The 17,932-nt window shown below is 41.0% G+C and carries 15 protein-coding genes and 1 pseudogene; 5 read left to right on the forward strand and 11 right to left on the reverse strand.

Annotated features, from left to right (window positions below; all coding sequences use genetic code 11):
• The 4 genes and pseudogenes from F3059_RS12380 to hemL form a co-directional block, all read right to left on the reverse strand.
• A pseudogene (locus F3059_RS12380) lies at positions 1 to 960 on the reverse strand (hypothetical protein); the annotation flags it as partial.
• Between the two features lie 336 nt (positions 961 to 1,296).
• Positions 1,297 to 3,681, reverse strand: coding sequence for a T9SS type A sorting domain-containing protein (locus F3059_RS12385; protein ID WP_151169740.1), 2,385 nt, complete (start codon positions 3,679 to 3,681; stop codon positions 1,297 to 1,299).
• Positions 3,682 to 3,835: 154 nt separating this feature from the next.
• Positions 3,836 to 5,104 carry a methionine adenosyltransferase gene (gene metK, locus F3059_RS12390; protein ID WP_151169742.1) on the reverse strand — a complete coding sequence of 423 codons (1,269 nt, stop codon included), beginning with the start codon at positions 5,102 to 5,104 and terminating at the stop codon, positions 3,836 to 3,838.
• 209 nt (positions 5,105 to 5,313) lie between these two features.
• Positions 5,314 to 6,603, reverse strand: a complete 1,290-nt coding sequence (gene hemL / locus F3059_RS12395; RefSeq protein ID WP_151169744.1) for a glutamate-1-semialdehyde 2,1-aminomutase — start codon at positions 6,601 to 6,603, stop codon at positions 5,314 to 5,316.
• Positions 6,604 to 6,751: 148 nt separating this feature from the next.
• Here hemL and kynU point away from each other — a divergent pair, with 148 nt between their 5' ends.
• From kynU to F3059_RS12410, 4 genes are all read left to right on the forward strand, one after another.
• On the forward strand, positions 6,752 to 8,023 hold the full coding sequence (gene kynU, locus F3059_RS12400; RefSeq protein WP_151169746.1) for a kynureninase: 1,272 nt from the start codon (positions 6,752 to 6,754) through the stop codon (positions 8,021 to 8,023).
• A complete protein-coding gene (locus F3059_RS13830; RefSeq protein WP_262713930.1) occupies positions 8,020 to 8,148 on the forward strand; it encodes a hypothetical protein in 129 nt (42 codons plus the stop codon). The genes kynU and F3059_RS13830 overlap by 4 nt, the downstream gene beginning before the upstream one ends.
• Positions 8,149 to 8,301: 153 nt before the next feature.
• The gene (locus tag F3059_RS12405) at positions 8,302 to 9,645 is read left to right on the forward strand and encodes an FAD-dependent oxidoreductase (RefSeq protein WP_151169748.1); all 1,344 of its coding nucleotides are present in this window, start codon (positions 8,302 to 8,304) and stop codon (positions 9,643 to 9,645) included.
• Entirely contained in the window at positions 9,635 to 10,459 is an 825-nt protein-coding gene (locus F3059_RS12410) for a hypothetical protein (RefSeq protein WP_151169751.1), read from the forward strand. The genes F3059_RS12405 and F3059_RS12410 overlap by 11 nt, the downstream gene beginning before the upstream one ends.
• A 3-nt stretch (positions 10,460 to 10,462) precedes the next feature.
• Here F3059_RS12410 and F3059_RS12415 read toward each other — a convergent pair whose 3' ends face one another.
• Positions 10,463 to 11,560: a PA0069 family radical SAM protein gene (locus tag F3059_RS12415; RefSeq protein ID WP_223274616.1), complete on the reverse strand. Its 1,098-nt coding sequence runs from the start codon at positions 11,558 to 11,560 to the stop codon at positions 10,463 to 10,465.
• An 84-nt stretch (positions 11,561 to 11,644) separates the two neighbouring features.
• Between F3059_RS12415 and F3059_RS12420 the strand changes: the two genes are divergently transcribed.
• Positions 11,645 to 12,445 (forward strand): XRE family transcriptional regulator, encoded by an 801-nt coding sequence (locus F3059_RS12420; RefSeq protein ID WP_151169752.1) that lies wholly within the window; start codon positions 11,645 to 11,647, stop codon positions 12,443 to 12,445.
• A gap of 2 nt (positions 12,446 to 12,447) precedes the next feature.
• On the opposite strand, the gene F3059_RS12425 is transcribed toward F3059_RS12420, so the two are convergent.
• Genes F3059_RS12425 through lpxD form a run of 6 tightly spaced genes read right to left on the reverse strand, consistent with a single transcriptional unit; the run spans position 12,448 to position 17,883 of the window.
• A complete protein-coding gene (locus F3059_RS12425) occupies positions 12,448 to 13,365 on the reverse strand; it encodes a UDP-3-O-(3-hydroxymyristoyl)glucosamine N-acyltransferase (protein ID WP_151169754.1) in 918 nt (305 codons plus the stop codon).
• Positions 13,366 to 13,396: 31 nt separating this feature from the next.
• Positions 13,397 to 13,963, reverse strand: a complete 567-nt coding sequence (gene efp / locus F3059_RS12430) for an elongation factor P (RefSeq protein WP_151169756.1) — start codon at positions 13,961 to 13,963, stop codon at positions 13,397 to 13,399.
• Between the two features lie 44 nt (positions 13,964 to 14,007).
• Positions 14,008 to 14,637: an ABC transporter ATP-binding protein gene (locus F3059_RS12435; RefSeq protein ID WP_151169758.1), complete on the reverse strand. Its 630-nt coding sequence runs from the start codon at positions 14,635 to 14,637 to the stop codon at positions 14,008 to 14,010.
• A 3-nt stretch (positions 14,638 to 14,640) separates the two neighbouring features.
• Complete coding sequence (gene lpxA, locus F3059_RS12440) at positions 14,641 to 15,417, reverse strand: acyl-ACP--UDP-N-acetylglucosamine O-acyltransferase (RefSeq protein WP_223274617.1); 777 nt, start codon at positions 15,415 to 15,417, stop codon at positions 14,641 to 14,643.
• Between the two features lie 10 nt (positions 15,418 to 15,427).
• The gene (locus tag F3059_RS12445; RefSeq protein ID WP_151169760.1) at positions 15,428 to 16,825 is read right to left on the reverse strand and encodes a bifunctional UDP-3-O-[3-hydroxymyristoyl] N-acetylglucosamine deacetylase/3-hydroxyacyl-ACP dehydratase; all 1,398 of its coding nucleotides are present in this window, start codon (positions 16,823 to 16,825) and stop codon (positions 15,428 to 15,430) included.
• A 2-nt stretch (positions 16,826 to 16,827) separates the two neighbouring features.
• Positions 16,828 to 17,883, reverse strand: coding sequence for a UDP-3-O-(3-hydroxymyristoyl)glucosamine N-acyltransferase (lpxD, locus tag F3059_RS12450; protein ID WP_151169762.1), 1,056 nt, complete (start codon positions 17,881 to 17,883; stop codon positions 16,828 to 16,830).
• Between the last annotated feature and the right edge of the window lie 49 nt (positions 17,884 to 17,932).

Genomic DNA, 17,932 nt, shown 5'->3' on the forward strand with positions numbered 1-17,932 from the left:
TGGAACACTTCCTCCTTCGAGCAAGTTCACTTCAAGAAGTGGAGGCTCATTAACAACAACCTCAAGGGTATCAGGACAACTAACAGAATCGTTAGCAACTACTAAATGAGTCTCTGCCCATAAGTTAGTAACAGAGTCCCCTGTAGAACCACTACTCCAAATGTAAGTAGGAGCATAACCATTACTAGTAACTTTAACATATCCGTCAGATCCACCAAAACAAGACACATCTGTCATTTCAGCTACCTGAAGATCTATCATGTCAGCTTCAATTTGAACATCTATAGTATCATTAAAGTTAGAAGTATCAGGAACCCCATTAGGCATTGAAGTCCAAACTCTAACATCATAAACACCAGATTGTCCAAAATCGTATTGGCCGATATTTAATAATGTATCAGTAGAACCAGATCCATTCAATGTATCAAGCATAGAGCTTAGAAGGAAGGGAGTTTGAACTACACTATCAACACTCCAGTTAACCATTACATTGTTCAACTGGTTATTACCATAATTTTTGATATTTGCATAAACATCAGTTGGACCTTTACAAGTAACTAAAGATGTATCAACAGCTGTAACTCCAGCATCATTAGGTCCACTTACAGTAGGGTAGTTTAAAACCATTGTAACGGAGTAGGAGGCAGAAGCTCCAGTACCACCAAAATTACAATTACAAATACCAGAAGAAACAGCTGAAGCACCTATTGTTTCAAACTCTATAATACCATCAGTAGCCCAATTATTTAAATCGGTCAATGGAATTGTAAATGTTGACGTCCCCTGAGCTGAACATTGGTTTCCAGGAGTATTTAATGATGTTGCAAGAACATTGTTATTTTCATCCTCTAAATCAAATGTTTCTGTTGACCCATCTAAGTCTCCATGATAAGTAACTGTTAATGTTCCGTTTCCTCCTGGTGAACCAAGTGAGTTAACATTATTAAAAGTAAATGTCATATTTCCTCCAGTACTGTTAGTACAGTTACTGACAGTTGCATTAAAATTTTGTGCTATTGAAGCAATTGGCAGCAACGCTACAAATGCTAGAATATTAGTTACATTAAGTAAATTCTTTCCCATAAGCGTAACTTTCTTGATTTGTTAAAACTGTTATTTAATCTAAGAACATTTTCATGTATCTTACAATAATTGAAATCGCAATTTATAAAAAAAAACACAGCTTCCAACTTTTGTTTTGTTCCTTTTTCTAATACAAAATAAAAAAGGAGTAGCTAAAATTAGCTACTCCTTGTACTTATACTATAATCGGTACAATTAACTATTGATCATTTTTTAGTTGATCAATATTCTTAATACTTGTTTGTGATTATCTGTTTTCACGTTCATGAAGTAAACACCTTTACTGCTATCAATATTGAAAAGTAACTTCTGTCCCTTCTCAAGATAATCAACCTCTCTAGTCATTAAAGTAACACCTTTAACATCAACCAACTCTATTGTTGCATTTTTGACAGTAGAACCAAAAATCAATGAGAATTCGCCAGAGGATGGATTTGGGAAAACATTTAATCTCTGAAGATCTCCATTTAAGACATCTGTTGATGTATTGAGTACATCTATGCATCTTGATGTATCAGAGCAATTTCCACTTGAAATAACTACAGCATAACTTCCATTATCTTCTGGTGTAAAAGTACTGCTTGTAGCACCATCTACAGGAGTACCAGTATCACAATTAATCCACTGATATGTAGCTCCTGATAGGTTAGCAACTAAAGTTGGAGATAAGTTCGTAACTGAAACGTCAATATCATATATCCTGTAAGATTCTACTTGCTGACATCCGTTCTTATCTGTCACTGTTACCGTATAATTGCCACCTGAAAGGCCGCTTATAGCAGAACCGGTAGCTCCATTACTCCAAGAGTAAGAATATGGTTCGGTTCCTCCCACTGCATCAATAGCAACAAGCCCAATTTGATTTTCACAACCTGCATTTGAGTTAATGTTTGTCGTTTCTATTTGAAGCTCTTCAGGTTCAAATATTGTAAACGATTCTGTTGCCTGGCATCCATTACCATCTGTTACAGTAACATTGTGGGTTGTGTTGACATTCAAGTTGTTTCTTGTACTATCTGTACTACCATTACCCCAATAATAAGTGTAACCTCCTACTCCTCCAAGGCCTTCAACTGAAACCATTCCTAAATTATCACCAAAACACGGCACACTTCCTCCTGATAGCAGACTAACAGAGACTGGAGTTGGTTCCAAAACTGTTACATCTAAAGTATCAGGACAACGATTGGTAGTATCTGAAACTACAACCTGATGTGTTTCTGCCCATAATGTTGAAACGGAATCACCAATTGCACCACTACTCCAATAGTAAACCGGATTGTAAGCATTAGATGTTACTTTCACTACACCGTTGGATTCACCTGCGCATCTCACATCTTGAAAATCTACAACACTCAGGTCTAATAAGTCTGCATAAATTTCTGCTCTACTTGTATCGTTAAAGTTTGATGTATCACTAACTCCATTAGGCATACTAGTCCAAACGATAATATTATATGTTCCCGCAGATTGAATATCAAATTGACCCAAGGTCAACAATGTATCACTTGACCCCTGACCATTTAAAGTATCTAAAACATTATTAAATACGAGAGGCGTTTGAAGTGCACCATTAACGCTCCAGTTAACTTGAAATGAGTTCAACTGCAGAGTACCAAAATTATTTATTGTAGCTTCCAGTTCATACATTCCTGCACATGTTACAGTTTCTCCATCACCTTCAATTGATGAAACACCTGCATCATTAGGTGCACCTCCTGAAAGTCTATTGATGACAACTAATCCATGTCCGGTTTGGACTCCTGCAAGGTTAACGGGGTTTTGACCACCATTGAATGAGCCACCGCCTCCACCGGTAGGACAACATGTCCCTCCGTTGTTAGCAGCACCGCCACCACTATAACCTCCACCGCCACCACAGCGATAGTTATTCCAGCTACTGGTTCCGCCACCGCCACCAAAGCCTCCAATTCCTTCATCAGATCCTCCCTGGCCGCCATTTACAAAAGCAACTCCGGCAGCAGATCCATTTCCGTTACCATATATTCCGGCACCGCCATCAGCGCTAGAAGCTTGCTGTCCACCGTTTCCATTAGTTCCGCCAGCTCCAATAGTTGAACCACCAACACCGGCTGCTCCATTTTGCGTGATCTGACCATCACATGAAGCTATAAAAGATAGAGCGTGGTTTCCTCCTCCTCCACCTGCAACAATTAAAGGTGTATTATTAGTCGTTGTAATAAACGATCCTCCACCTCCACCGTACTGGTGATCATAACTTGGACTGGGATATATTGGTGCTGCCTGCCCAACGAGGATTTTGAGAGTATCTCCTCCATTGAGTAGAAATTCACCAGTGATGCTTGCACCTCGACCTCCATAAGTTCCGTATCCCTGTCCACCGAGGGCAGTAATTTCATACAGTCCAGAAGAAGGCACTTCCCAGTACTGAATACCTCCGTTAGATGTAACTGCTCCATCCAAATTAGTTCCGGTGTATGCAGTATTGATTTGGGCTTGTGTTGGCCCATTTTCACCAGTTGCTCCAGCATTTGTAAATGTGTACGTTTGGGAATAACCAACAACACATATAAGGCTAAAAACAACAACATTGAACAAGTGTAGAGTTTTTCTCATAGCTAATAATTTTTATTTATGATAAATCCTAAAACTTGATAAAAATAACTAATATTCTTTTACACAATCCTCTTTTGCAATTTTTTATAACAAAAAAAGCCGCATACAGCGAAACTATATGCGGCTTTAAAAAATTTATTAAGTCTGTTAAAGTTTAGCCAATGCCAAACTCCTTCTTGACATCATCAACTCTATCGAGTTTTTCCCAGGTGAAAAGCTCAACTTCTCTCTTGATAGTTTCTTTTCCGTCAGAACTCAATCTATCGAATTCCTTAGTAACTAACTCAGAATCTCTCCCCATGTGTCCGTAAGCTGCTGTTTCAGCATATATTGGATTGCGGAGTTTTAGCGACTTTTCTATAATACCGGGACGGAGATCAAACAGCTTCATCACTTTTTGAGCGATTTCACCATCGGTTAAATCGACATTGCTGCTTTTGTAAGTATCAACATAAACACCCGTAGGTTCTGCTACACCAATGGCATAACTAACCTGTACGAGTAGCTGATCGGCAACACCTGCTGCTACGAGGTTTTTCGCGATGTGACGAGCAGCATAAGCGGCTGATCGATCCACTTTACTTGGGTCTTTTCCTGAAAATGCTCCACCTCCGTGAGCTCCTTTTCCTCCGTATGTATCGACAATAATTTTTCTACCTGTCAAGCCGGCATCTCCGTGCGGACCACCAATAACGAACTTCCCTGTTGGATTGATGTGGTACTGGATCTGACCATCAAATAATTTTTGCAACTCGGGAGCTAACTGAGCTTTTACTTTTGGTATTACCTTATTAATAATGTCGTGCTTGATTTCTTCCAACATTTTGTTGTCGTCAGAATCAAAAGCATCGTGCTGTGTAGAAACTACGATTGTGTCGATCCTTTGTGGAACGTCATCATCGCTGTACTCAATTGTTACCTGTGCCTTAGCATCAGGACGGAGGTATGTGATTTCGTCACCGTCTCTGCGCATTTGAGAAAGCACCTTTAAAATACGGTGCGATAAATCGAGTGCCAAAGGCATGTAGTTATCGGTCTCGTTTGTGGCGTAACCAAACATCATACCCTGGTCACCTGCTCCCTGATCTTCAGGATTTCCACGATCTACACCCTGATTGATATCTGGCGATTGCTCGTGAAGAGCTGAAAGGATTCCGCACGAGTTGGCCTCAAACATGTACTCACCTTTGTTGTAACCAATTCCGTTGATCACTTTTCGCGTAATATCCTGAACATCAATATAGGTGTTTGACTTAATTTCACCTGCGAGCACTACCTGCCCGGTTGTCACCATCGTTTCGCAAGCTACTTTTGAGTGCTCGTCAAAAGCCAGGAAATTATCTAAAATCGCGTCTGAAATTTGATCTGATACTTTATCGGGATGTCCTTCACTAACGGACTCCGAAGTAAATAAATATGACATTTTTATAAATTTTTGCTATGAGTAGAATTCTCAACAGCTGATTGGATTTTCCGTTTAGCATTTTTTTGCGTGGTTGCAATCAGCCAAATCTTTCCACGGGGCCCAAAGTAAAGAAAAGTAAATGAAAATACAGGAGTTAAAATTCAATTTTACTTTCCTGCGAGTAATGGTCAGAACCGAATAAACGTCCGGTTCTGACCATAAATAATTTAACTAAATAACTGATCGAGTGCTTTTTTGATTTCACTTGCAGCTTTTTCCAGCTCATCATTACTGTGAGCTTCACTCACGAAACCAACCTCAAATCCTGATGGTCCAAGATGAACACCGTTATCGAGCAAGATGGCGTGCAACTTCTTAAAGTGATCACCACTTTCCTGAGGAATTGCATCAGCACTCTTGATAGCTTCATTCGAAAAGGCCAACCAAAAAATGCTGCCGATATGCGGCATTGTAAAGTCGTACCCTTTTTCTTTGGCATACGATTCTATTGATGAACAAAACTTATCTGTCTTTTCTGCTAATTCGGTATAAAATCCAGGTTTCAGGCACTCTTTGATTTGTGCGATTCCGGCCGACATTGCCACTGGATTTCCTGAAAGCGTACCCGCCTGGTAAACCGGTCCCTCAGGAGAAACGCTACTCATCACTTTTTCAGATGCAGCATAAGCGCCAACAGGCAATCCGCCTCCAATGATTTTTCCGAATGCGATCAAATCTGGCTGAATATCGTAATAGCCGGCTGCTCCTTCAAAACCAACTCTAAAGCCAGAAATCACCTCGTCAAAAAAGAGCAGGATTCCTTCTCTGTCACATACATCTCTAAGGAACTGCAAGTATTCTTTTCCCTGGATCAACAATCCGTTATTGGCCGGTATCGGTTCCAATGCGATTGCTGCAATTTCACCTTTGTATTTTTTTACTGCCTCCTCAACAGCTTCTTTGTTGTTGAGAGGCAAAACGATGGTATCTTTTACAGTATCCTCAGGAACACCGGCAGATGAAGAAGTCCCTAAAGTCGCCAAACCAGATCCGGCTTTGACGAGTAGTGAATCAACGTGACCGTGATAACAACCTTCAAATTTGATGATCTTGTTTTTGCCGGTATATCCACGAGCCAAACGAATTGCACTCATAGCCGCTTCAGTACCTGAGTTGACAAACCTTATTCGCTCGATGTAACGGTGGTTTGATAGAATTGTATCGGCTAATTCGTTTTCTTCTTTCGTTGGTGCGCCAAAAGATGTTCCTCTTGCAACTGTCTTTTGAACATTTTCAACCACCTTATCATTGGCGTGTCCTAAAATGAGCGGACCGTAAGAACAGCAAAAATCGATGAACTCATTTCCGTCTACATCTTTCAAAATTGCACCTTTTCCACTTTCAAAAAAGATGGGGCTTCCACCTACACTTTTAAAGGCTCTTACTGGAGAGTTGACTCCACCGGGAAATAATGTTTTTGCTTTATCAAATAGTTTACTCGATTCTTCGCGCTTCATATTTTAATATTTTGAATGACTACAAATGTAGAAGTCTACAAATAACTGGGCGGTCAGGGAAGTGTCAAAAAATGACGAAGACTAAACTTTCGGTTCTGACCATTAATTACACCAGAACTGCTAAGTTTGCAGCGAAAATTTGATCAAAATGAATTACGCTTTCACACACGAATTTGCAGCACAGGCTGATGAAGCCGATCCATTGAGAAGCTACCGCGAAAGATTCCATATTCCGCAACACAACGGAGAAGACACGGTTTATTTCACCGGTAACTCGCTCGGTTTACAACCTAAATCTGCGAGGGAAGTAATCGATCAGGAACTCAACGATTGGGCAAAATACGGTGTGGAAGGTCATTTTGAAGCAAAGCATCCGTGGTTTAGTTACCATGAAATGTTTGCAGGTCCGCTCAGCAAAATTGTGGGTGCAAAAGAAACTGAGGTTGCGGCCATGAACGGACTCACTACTAACCTCCACTTACTCATGGTTTCATTTTATCGCCCTGAAGGGAGTCGATACAAAATTCTTTGTGAAGGCAAGGCATTTCCTAGTGATCAGTACGCACTTCAAAGTCAGGTTGAATTTCATGGCTACGATGCTGATGACGCAATCATCGAATTGTATCCCCGAGAAGGTGAGCACACGATCAGAACCGAAGATGTACTGGCTAAAATCGAGGAGCACCGCGATGAAATAGCGCTTATCATGATTGGTGGGGTGAATTACTACACCGGCCAGGTTTGGGATATGAAAACGATCACTAAAGCCGGTCACGTTGCAGGAGCTATGGTAGGATGGGATCTCGCTCACGCTGCTGGGAATATCCCTCTCCAACTTCACGATTGGGATGTCGATTTTGCAGCATGGTGTTCCTATAAATACATGAACTCAGGCCCCGGAAGTGTATCGGGAGTTTTTGTACATGAAAAGCACTGCACTGACAAAGACATAAAGCGATTTGCCGGCTGGTGGGGACACAACAAGGATGAGCGATTCAAAATGGAAAAGCGTTTTGACCCAATGCCAACTGCTGAAGCGTGGCAATTATCAAATGCACCCGTTTTTGCAATGGCTCCTCACAAAGCTTCACTAGACATCTTTAGCGAGTTAGATATGAGTAAGCTCAGAACCAAAAGCGAAAAACTCACGGGCTACCTCGAATTTGTTGTAGATCAAATTTCAGCGAACAGCGAAAACGTAAACTTTGAGATTATCACCCCGCGAGACATGAATCAACGTGGCTGCCAACTTTCAATCCTTTGTCACGGACAGGGAAAGGCACTTTTTGATCATCTTTCTAAAAATGGTGTAATAGCAGATTGGCGCGAACCAAACGTTATCCGTATTGCTCCCGTACCTCTCTATAATAGCTTTGAAGATGTTTACAGATTTGGTAAAATCCTCGAAGAAGCAGTATGACAGACATCCTTTACATATTTGCGATACTACTTGTTGGTATGGTCATCGCACGCTTTTCTGTTCGAAAAGGAACGAAACCTCCAAGAGGAGGACGCTACTTCAAAAAACGAATGGAAGACGATTAGTTTTGGTCAGATCCTGAGATCTCATTTAGATTCAATTCAATTCTGATTTAGAATCAATCTCGTCTCTATTTCCATACTTTTCACCAACTTTGTCCAAACACTAGCATCCAAACTGTGTTTGGGTGAACAAGAGAAACAAATTATTACGCCAACATGCAAAAAGTTGTAGTAGTCGGAGCCGGGTTAGTCGGTTCGTTGCAAGCTATTTTACTAGCAAAAAAAGGATTCGAAGTTGAAGTTTATGAAAGACGTCCAGACTTACGGAAAGTCGAACTAAAAGGTGGTCGATCGATCAATCTTGCTCTTTCCACGAGAGGATGGAAAGCTCTAAAACTTGCCGGTGTTGAAAAGCAAATTGAAGAAATCACCATCCCGATGTATGGCCGCAGGATGCACGATGAAAATGGAAACCTCAGCTTTCAGCCTTACGGAAAAGACGACCAGGCTATTTATTCTGTTTCTCGTGGCGATCTGAATAAAAGACTACTTCTCGAAGCTACAGAATACGATAACGTCTCTTTCTTCTTTGATCAAAAATGCAACGATCTCAACCTCGAAACCAATACGCTCGAGTTTGAAGACAAAGAAGGCAATATCAAAAAGGTTAAGGCTGATAGAATTTTTGGAACAGATGGCGCTTTCTCTGCCGTGAGAACCAGACTCATGAAAACCGATCGTTTCAACTATTCACAGCAATATCTCACACACGGCTACAAAGAACTTTTGCTTCCGGCTAATGAAGACGGCACTCACAAGCTCGATAAAAATGCACTTCACATTTGGCCACGTGGTAAATTTATGCTGATCGCCTTACCAAACGAAGATGGAAGTTATACCTGCACCTTGTTCTTCCCATATGATGGAGAATACTCCTTCAATTCACTACAATCAAAGGATCAGGTTGAAGGTTTCTTTAAAAAGACTTTTCCTGATTTTTATGACATCATGCCCAATCTGGCTGATGAATATTTTGAGAATCCCACATCGTCACTTGTCATCATTCGTTGCGAACCGTGGAATTATGAAGACAAGGTATTACTGATGGGAGATTCTTCACACGCAATTGTGCCGTTTTACGGTCAGGGGATGAATGCCGGATTTGAAGACTGTTCTGTTTTTAGTGAAATGTACGATGAGCTCGGATCTGACTGGCACAAACTATTTGACGAGTTTTCAAAACAGCGAAAGCCCGATGGTGATGCAATTGCACAGCTAGCGCTCGACAACTACATTGAAATGCGCGATCTCGTAGGTGACGAAATGTTCCTGCTCCGCAAGAAAATCGAAAATAAAATTTACGAAAAACACCCTGATAAGTGGATGCCTTTGTACTCACAGGTAACTTTCAGCCACATCCGTTACTCTGAAGCTTATGAAACCGGTCAAAAGCAAAAGCGTATCATGGATAAGGTGATGGATAGAGACGATATCAAAGAAAAGTGGGATTCTGACGAGGTCGAGAATGAAATTTTAGAAGCGCTGAACGATGCGGGTTAGTTTGGTTCTGACCATAGCGCTGTTCTTTGCATTTTTGGCCCAGGCTCAAAAAAAGTACAAGCCTGGTTTCAATAAATCGCGGAATGAATTTGAACAGGTTTTTCCCAGCGAGGATATTTTCAAACGTGGCGGATGGCTTTTTGGTGCCGGAGTTACCGGTTTAATCGGCTCTGAAAACACCACATCTGTTAATGGTCAGAACCTCACGACAACTCCTCAAATAATTCCGGGCCTCAAACTTGAAGTGGGCCGCTATTACAATTTCAAGCGTACACTTAGCTTCACTTATTTCGATTATTCGCTATCTTATAAAGGCTTGTTTCACGGTGAAGATTTCGATGATCAGTCAATTGATCAATCGGGAAGTCACACCCAGCTTGCACATTACGCATCGGGAAGTTTTAATTTAAATAGTACAATTCCTATTGGCGATTACAATTTCATTCAAAACTCAATTGGCGTAAATGCCGGATATGCATTTATCAGAAATCAGGAAGTTGGATATGCCGAAAATTCACCATTCAAAGATGATTTTAATGAAGCTCCGCAAATTGTTGGGCAGGTACATTATCAACTAGGCTTTGGTATTATGCTCTCGAACAATCTGGTTCTTTTGCCTTATGCTGAAGTTCCTGTTTTCAATGCTTACCCACAAACCGAATCATCATATCAACTCGATATTTATCACAACCAATATGTTCCACTTACAATAGGAGTCAAGATTATGCCTTTCAACCTGGCTGATACAAAATGCCCTGATGTCAACAATCCCAAACTACCGGGTGGATTCAAAAATGGTTATGGTGATGACTGATCCTCACTCAAAAAGTGACAATTGATCGCTGTCGAGTCTGCGAAAAGCTGAGCAATTATAATCGGGATAACTTTTCTTTTGAAGGTACATCGACTTCGCTACTTCAAACTGCTTTTTGATTTCGTGCGCCCATGTTCCTTCACCTTTCATCCTGGTTCCGTAGCGCGAGTCGTTGACTTTACCACCGTGCAACTCTTTAACCTGGTTGAGAACCTTTCGCTGCCTGTCAGGGTAGTGTTGCTTCAACCAGTTTGTAAACAAAACACCGTTATGACCATTCAGCCTAACGACTAAATAATTGATATTGGCGGCTCCTGCCTCTCCAACTTTTTTCACGAGCGAAATCAACTCGTGACCATTAATCCCGGGAATTATGGGTGCCAACATCACATTGACAGGAATATTGCAGGCACTCAACCTCCTCACTGTTTGTAGTCTCCTGTGAACTGATGCTGTTCTCGGCTCAAGCTTTTTCCTCAAATCATCATCTAATGAAGTAATCGACACCGAAACATGAACGAGCTGATGATAATTGAGCTCTTCCAGCAAATCCAAATCTCTCAACACCAAAGCATTTTTGGTGATGATCCCAACTGGATGGCGATGCTTCAGGCAGACTTTCAAAATTTCTCTCGTCAGTTTAAACCTTGCCTCTGCAGGTTGATAGCAATCTGTATTGCCGGATAGCATGATCGGAGTTGGTTTCCATGACTTGCTTTTAAATTTTTGCTGGAGAAGATCAGCCGCATTTTTCTTCACCAAAACCTTTCTTTCAAAGTCAGATCCGGCACTGTATCCCCAATATTCGTGACTGTTTCTCGCATAACAGTAAATACACCCGTGTTCACATCCCTGGTAAGGATTCATGCTGTAACCGTGTCCAATATCAGGACTATTTACTTTGTTGACAATGCTTTTTGGAAATACTTCAATGAATTGCGTTTTATCATCTCCCTCCCACTCATCTTCTTTATGACACAACTCAAGAAACTCATTATCTGTAAACCGCTGGTATTTTTCAAAGCGATTATTGGGCGCAATGTGAGCTCCTCTCCTTTTAAACTTTTGATTTTTTACCGTCATATCACAACCTCCGTTCATAATTTCATTTTGACAATATTTTTGTCAATTTTCAGACAAATAATTTATCATAAATTATAACTTTGACAAAATACTTTACCGGAAATGAGTTATTTTAAATTGAACCTAAAGACCCTGCGTAAACACAAATCGCTTTCGCAATCAGCGTTATCAGATGAATTGAGTTTAACGCGTTCAACATTGAGTGCTTATGAAAATGGATCGGCTGAACCCAATTTCAAAACGCTCATGCGCATTTCTGATTTTTTTAAGGTGAATATCGACAGGTTGCTGAGGCAAGACATGAGCAAACTGACCGATCTTGAACTCAAAAAGATCGAAGAAGGTTACGATGTCGATTTACGCGGCAAACACCTGCGCATTCTCGCAACAACGGTTGATCACGACAATAACGAACAAATTGAGCTGGTTCCGACCGAAGCTAAAGCAGGTTATACTGCCGGTTATTCAGATCCTGAATTCATCAGCGAGCTACCGCGTCTCAGTTTGCCATTTCTCGATCAGAACCGAAAGCACCGCGTTTTCCCGATTTCAGGAGATTCGATGCCGCCCATTCCTCACGGATCACTCGTGATAGGCGAATATCTTGACGATTGGTCTCAATTGAATGAAAGGCAGCCTTACATCGTGGTAACACGAGAAGATGGAATCGTTTTGAAAAATATTGTGGATCGGGTTACGAAAGACGGAGTTTTGGAATTACATTCTACAAACCCCGAATATGAAAGTTACGAGGTTCACATTAAAGATGTACTCGAAATATGGCGATTTGTCCACTTCATCAGCAAAGACATTCCCGATCACAACCTCAACAATGCCGAGCTTTCAAAACAGGTTTCACTTTTGCAGCGCGATGTAAGAAAGCTGATGGATAAAGAAAAGTGAGATTATTTTTGGCGAGCAAGTCGTCTAACGGCCACCATCTCTCTCCAGGCGTCACTTTTTTCCTGGGCCACTAACCCAAAATATGTTTTACCGCCTTCGAGCGATTTAGAAACACACGAACAAGCCAGTATTTCAGCTTTGGCTCCAATTGTGACACCGCTCTTAACCCCAACGCGTCCCCAAATCGTTACATCGTCTTCAATAACTGAACAACCGCCAACTCCGGTGTGGGCTGCAATGAGACAATGCTTCCCGATAATGGTATCGTGACCGATGTGACAGAGATTATCAATCTTCGTGTCCAATCCGATTGTTGTTGGACCTGTAACACCTCTATCGACAGTTGATCCGCCACCTATTTCAACATCATCTTCAATAACGACAGATCCGCCAGTGAGCAGCTTATCAAATCCCGACTCACGTTTTTTGTAATAAAAAGCTTCGCTACCAATGACCACGTTTGCGTGAATAATCACATTATCGCCAATTGTGGCGTGGCCAACAATACTCACCCCGGGATGAATAATACAATTCTTCCCGATCTTCACTTTTGGCCCGATGAAAACATTGGGTTGAATTACAGTATCCTCCCCTATCACAGCATTTTCATCAATTGTTGAACTGCTCGCGATAAACGGATTGAAATGTTTGGTTAGCTTATTGAATGCAGAAAAAGGATCATCAACAACCAGCAACGCCTTGCCTTCAGGACAATCTACTTTTTTATTGATCAGAACCACAGTTGCTGCAGATTTGAGTGCCGTATCGTAGTACTTGGGATGATCTACAAAGACGATGTCCCCCTCTTCCACAACGTGAATTTCATTTTGGCCTTTTACCTTCATGGTAGCGTCACCAACAACTTCAGCATTGATAAGTGACGCGATTTTTGATAGCTCCTGTGGTTCTGAATAGTTCATGTAAAAAAAGTGTAAATTGAAAAGTATGGAATTAATCTTTTACGCGTTCAACATAAGCTCTCTTGCGCGTATCGATTTTAATCTTGTCGCCAATATCACAGAATAAAGGCACTTTGACCTCAGCTCCTGTTTCTACGGTTGCCGGCTTGAGTGTATTTGTAGCTGTGTCACCTTTTATACCCGGCTCAGTATAGGTGATTTCCATTTCTACGTGTTGTGGCATTTCAACAGCTAACGGGCGCTCTTCTTCAGCATGGAAAAGGATATCTACTTTATCACCTTCTTTGAGCAAATCTGCTCCATCAATGAGTTTTTCAGGAAGGTTTGTTTGCTCAAAATTATCAGTGTTCATGAAGTGCAAACCTGTATCATCTTTGTAGAGATACTGATAAGTACGGTTTTCAACACGAATATCATCAATTTTAGTTCCGGCAGGGAAAGTGTGTTCCAAAACTTTTCCTGATGTCAAACTTTTGAGTTTGGTTCTCACAAACGCGTTTCCTTTTCCCGGTTTAACGTGTAAGAATTCCTGTACCTGCCATAGGTCGTGATTAAAATCAATGCAAAGTCCGTTTCGGATATCTGAAGTTGTTGCCATTATTGAAATTTTTAGTTCATGCGAAAATAAGAGAATCTATCCAGTTACTTTTTGTAATCGTGAATATTGATTTGTTCGTTGCAAAGTTTTAGTTCCTGGCTGTGGTGATTTGTACAAATTACCGTAAGCCGATCTTTTGAATATTTTTCGATTAGCTTATTCATCCAGTCCTGCGCATCGTGATCGAGGTTTGATGCCGGTTCATCGAGCAATAGAATCTTAGAATCAGACAAAACGGCCAGTCCTAATTTCACCCGTTGTTTCATTCCGGATGAGAATGTATTGATGGCGCGATTTTTAAATCTTTCGAGCTCCAGTATTTCAGGAACTTCCGATTCTTTTATCTCTTTTGCAAAGGACTTAAACTTTGATTGAAAGTGAATGAGTTCGCTGAGTGTAAACTCATCATAAATGCTGAGGTAAGGCGCGCACATGGCTATTTGCCTGTAAATCTTTTCGGTCGGAACCGGGTCATGCTGGCTCTGACCGTGATAACTCACATCTCCTTTTGACGGGCTCAACTTGCCGGACAAAACTTTGAGAAAAGTCGATTTGCCGGAACCATTTCTACCCACCACAGCATAAGTTGAATTTGCCTTTAACTCACGGGAAAGATCTTTAAAAATCCACTCGCGATTGTAGCGTTTTCCAACATTATGCAGCTTGATATTCAAAAGTTAAGGTCGTTTTACAATGCCGTTTTCTGAGTTTTTGATGAAATCGACAATCTGGCGTTTATGCGGACTATCAGGATATTCTTCCTCAATTTGATTGAGTGCGTTCAATATGTTTTTATTGTGTACATAAAGAGTGCGGTAGATATTTTCAATCTCTTTGATTGCATTATCATCCCAACCTCGTCTCCTCAAGCCAATAGTGTTGACACCGGTATAGCTCAAGGGCTCGCGAGCACATTTGATAAAAGGCGGAACATTTTTACGAACCTGGCTGTAAGCCGCAATAAATGAATGAGCTCCAATTTTTACAAATTGTTGCGCTCCGGCCTGACCTTCAATAATAACATGATCTTCAATATCCATGTGACCGGCAAGTGCAACGCCAACGGCTACAATCACATTATCACCGATGAATGTATCGTGTGCAACGTGAACGTAAGCCATCAAAAGGCAGTTATTACCGATTTTGGTTTCCATCCGGTCAGATGTTCCTTTATTCACCGTTACACATTCCCTGATGATTGTATTGTCACCAATGGTCACGATTGAATCTTCCCCCTGGTATTTCAAGTCCTGTGGCTCGGCTGATACGACAGCTCCCGGAAAAACTTTACAATTCTTCCCGATGCGTGCACCGTTCATGATTACCGCGTTTGGTCCGATCCACGTTCCTTCACCAATCTCCACATCTTCTTCAACCGTTGCAAAAGCTTCAATTATTGCAGAGTCTGCAACTTTTGCATTTGGGTGAATATTTGCCATTTTATCCTGGGCCATTCTCTTCTATTTACTGTTTTTTGGCAATTTGAGCGAGGAGTTCACCTTCAGCTGCAATTTTATCGCCAACATAAGCTGTTCCCTTCATGTGAGCCAAACCTCTCCTGATTGGTGAGAGTAGTTCGAGCTTGAGTAAAATCGTATCACCCGGAATCACTTTGTGTTTGAAGCGAACTTTGTCAATTTTCATGAAATAAGTGGCGTACTGAGTTGGATCATCAACATGCGCCAAAACGAGGAACCCTCCAGTTTGAGCCATCGCCTCAATAATCATCACACCCGGCATAATTGGTTCACCGGGAAAGTGACCATTGAAAAACTCTTCATTGCGAGTCACATTTTTCATACCCACAACATAGTCGTCTTTCTGTAGCTCAATAATCTTATCGACTAACAAAAAAGGATAGCGATGAGGGAGAATATCCTCAACATCATTTATGTTATAGAGAGGCTCTTTCGTGAGATCGTATTGAGGTGGTTTTGTACGCTGTTTTTTCACCTGTTGCTTGAGCACTTTTGCAAATTCACAATTACTCAAGTGACCTGGACGAGCAGCCAGAATATGAGCTTTGATGTGTTTCCCCATCAGAGCCAAATCACCAATGATATCGAGAAGCTTGTGACGAGCAGGCTCGTTTTCAAAACGCAAATCGACATTATTCAAAATCCCTATTCCAACTTCCTTGAGCATGGAAACAGGTTTATTGAAAGTACTTGCCAGCTTTTCTTTTTCTTCTTTGGTCAAATCCGTATCGATCATCACAATGGCGTTGTTGACATCTCCACCTTTGATCAATCCAGCATTTACCAACTGCATGAGTTCCCTGAGAAAAACAAATGTTCTACAACCTGAAATTTGATCTTCAAATTCACGAATGTTGTACATCATAGCGTGCTGTGTACCTAACAGTGGTGAATTGTAATCGACCATTACTGTTACACGGTATTCGTCATCTGGAACAGCTAATATCTCAGCCTGCTTTTCTTCGTTTTCGTATTTGAGGTTTTCACTCAACTCAAAATATTCACGCTCGGCATCCTGTTCTTCAAGACCTGCTTTACTAATCGCTTCAACAAATTGTTGAGCGCTACCATCGAGAATAGGAATTTCAGGGCCGTCAACTTCAATGAGCGCATTGTCAACTGACATCCCGTAGAGTGCTGCTAAAACGTGCTCTGTCGTGTGAACTTCAGCACCGTTTTGTTTCAAACTTGTACCGCGTTTAGTTGAGTAAACATAGTCGACATCAGCACAAATAATTGGGTTTCCTTCGAGATCAACCCTCTTGAATTTAAACCAATGATTAGCCGGAGCAGGTTTGATAATCATCTTAACAGGTTTTCCCGTATGAAGGCCAACACCGTTAAATTCAATACTTTCTTTTAATGTTTGTTGTTTTTCAGCCATCACTAAGAGCCGAGTTTATTTTTCAAATCCTTAATTTCTTTCTTGAGTTCGCTCACTTCTCCTTTGACTTTAGGTAACTGCCTAAAGATCACGTAAGAGCGTTTATAATCACCAATATTCAATGCTGGTGATCCCTGAACTATTTCGTTCTCTTTTTCTATATCTCCCTGTATTCCAGATTGTGCAGCTATTTTGACGCCATCAGCTATTTTTTGATGACCTGCAAAACCAACTTGCCCGCCAATCATACAGTTTTTTCCAATTTTCACTGATCCGGCAACACCACTTTGAGCAGCAATCACAGTATTCTCACCAATCTCGCAGTTGTGACCAACCTGAATGAGGTTATCGAGCTTAACGCCTTTCCTGATAATCGTTGAACCGAATGTAGCTTTATCAATTGTCGTGTTGACGCCTATTTCAACATTATCCTCTAAAATCACATTTCCAACATGTGTAATTTTTTGATAATTGTTTTCGCTGTTTGGTTGAAAACCAAAACCGTCACCGCCTATCACTGCTCCGGATTGAATCGTGCAATAATCGCCAATCACAGAATCTTCGAGAATTCGAACACCGTGATGGATCACACAATTGTTACCCATCTTCACATTTTCAGCGATAACTGCTTGAGCATTTATTTGACAGTCAGAACCGATTTTAGCTCCGTGCCCCACATAAACCTGCGGACCGATGTAAGTATTCTCACCAACTTCAGCATCTTCCTCTATTACAGCACTAGGATGAATACCTTTCTTGTGGTTCATCTGCATGCTTTTGTAAGCTTCGAGTAATTTGGCAAAAGCCATTCGCGCATCATCAACCCTTATAAGAGTTGGGTTGAATTTCATTTCCTTTTCAACCTTCAGTTCATCACTAATGATGACAACGCTTGCTTGCGTGGTATATAAATATTCAAGATAATCAGTACTGTAGAGAAATGAAATGGAGTTTTCTATGCCTTCATCAATCTTTGACAAGGAACTCACTTTGGTGCTTTCGTCACCTTCGATTTTTCCATTTAATATTTCTGCTAATTGCCCTGCTGTAAACTCCATGTAGGGAAAAACTTTTTTCGAAATGCGCTATTTTAGTGCGGGTCAAAGG

It is taken from the genome of Salibacter halophilus (genome assembly GCF_008806325.1).
Taxonomy (GTDB): Bacteria; Bacteroidota; Bacteroidia; order Flavobacteriales_G; family Salibacteraceae; genus Salibacter; species Salibacter halophilus.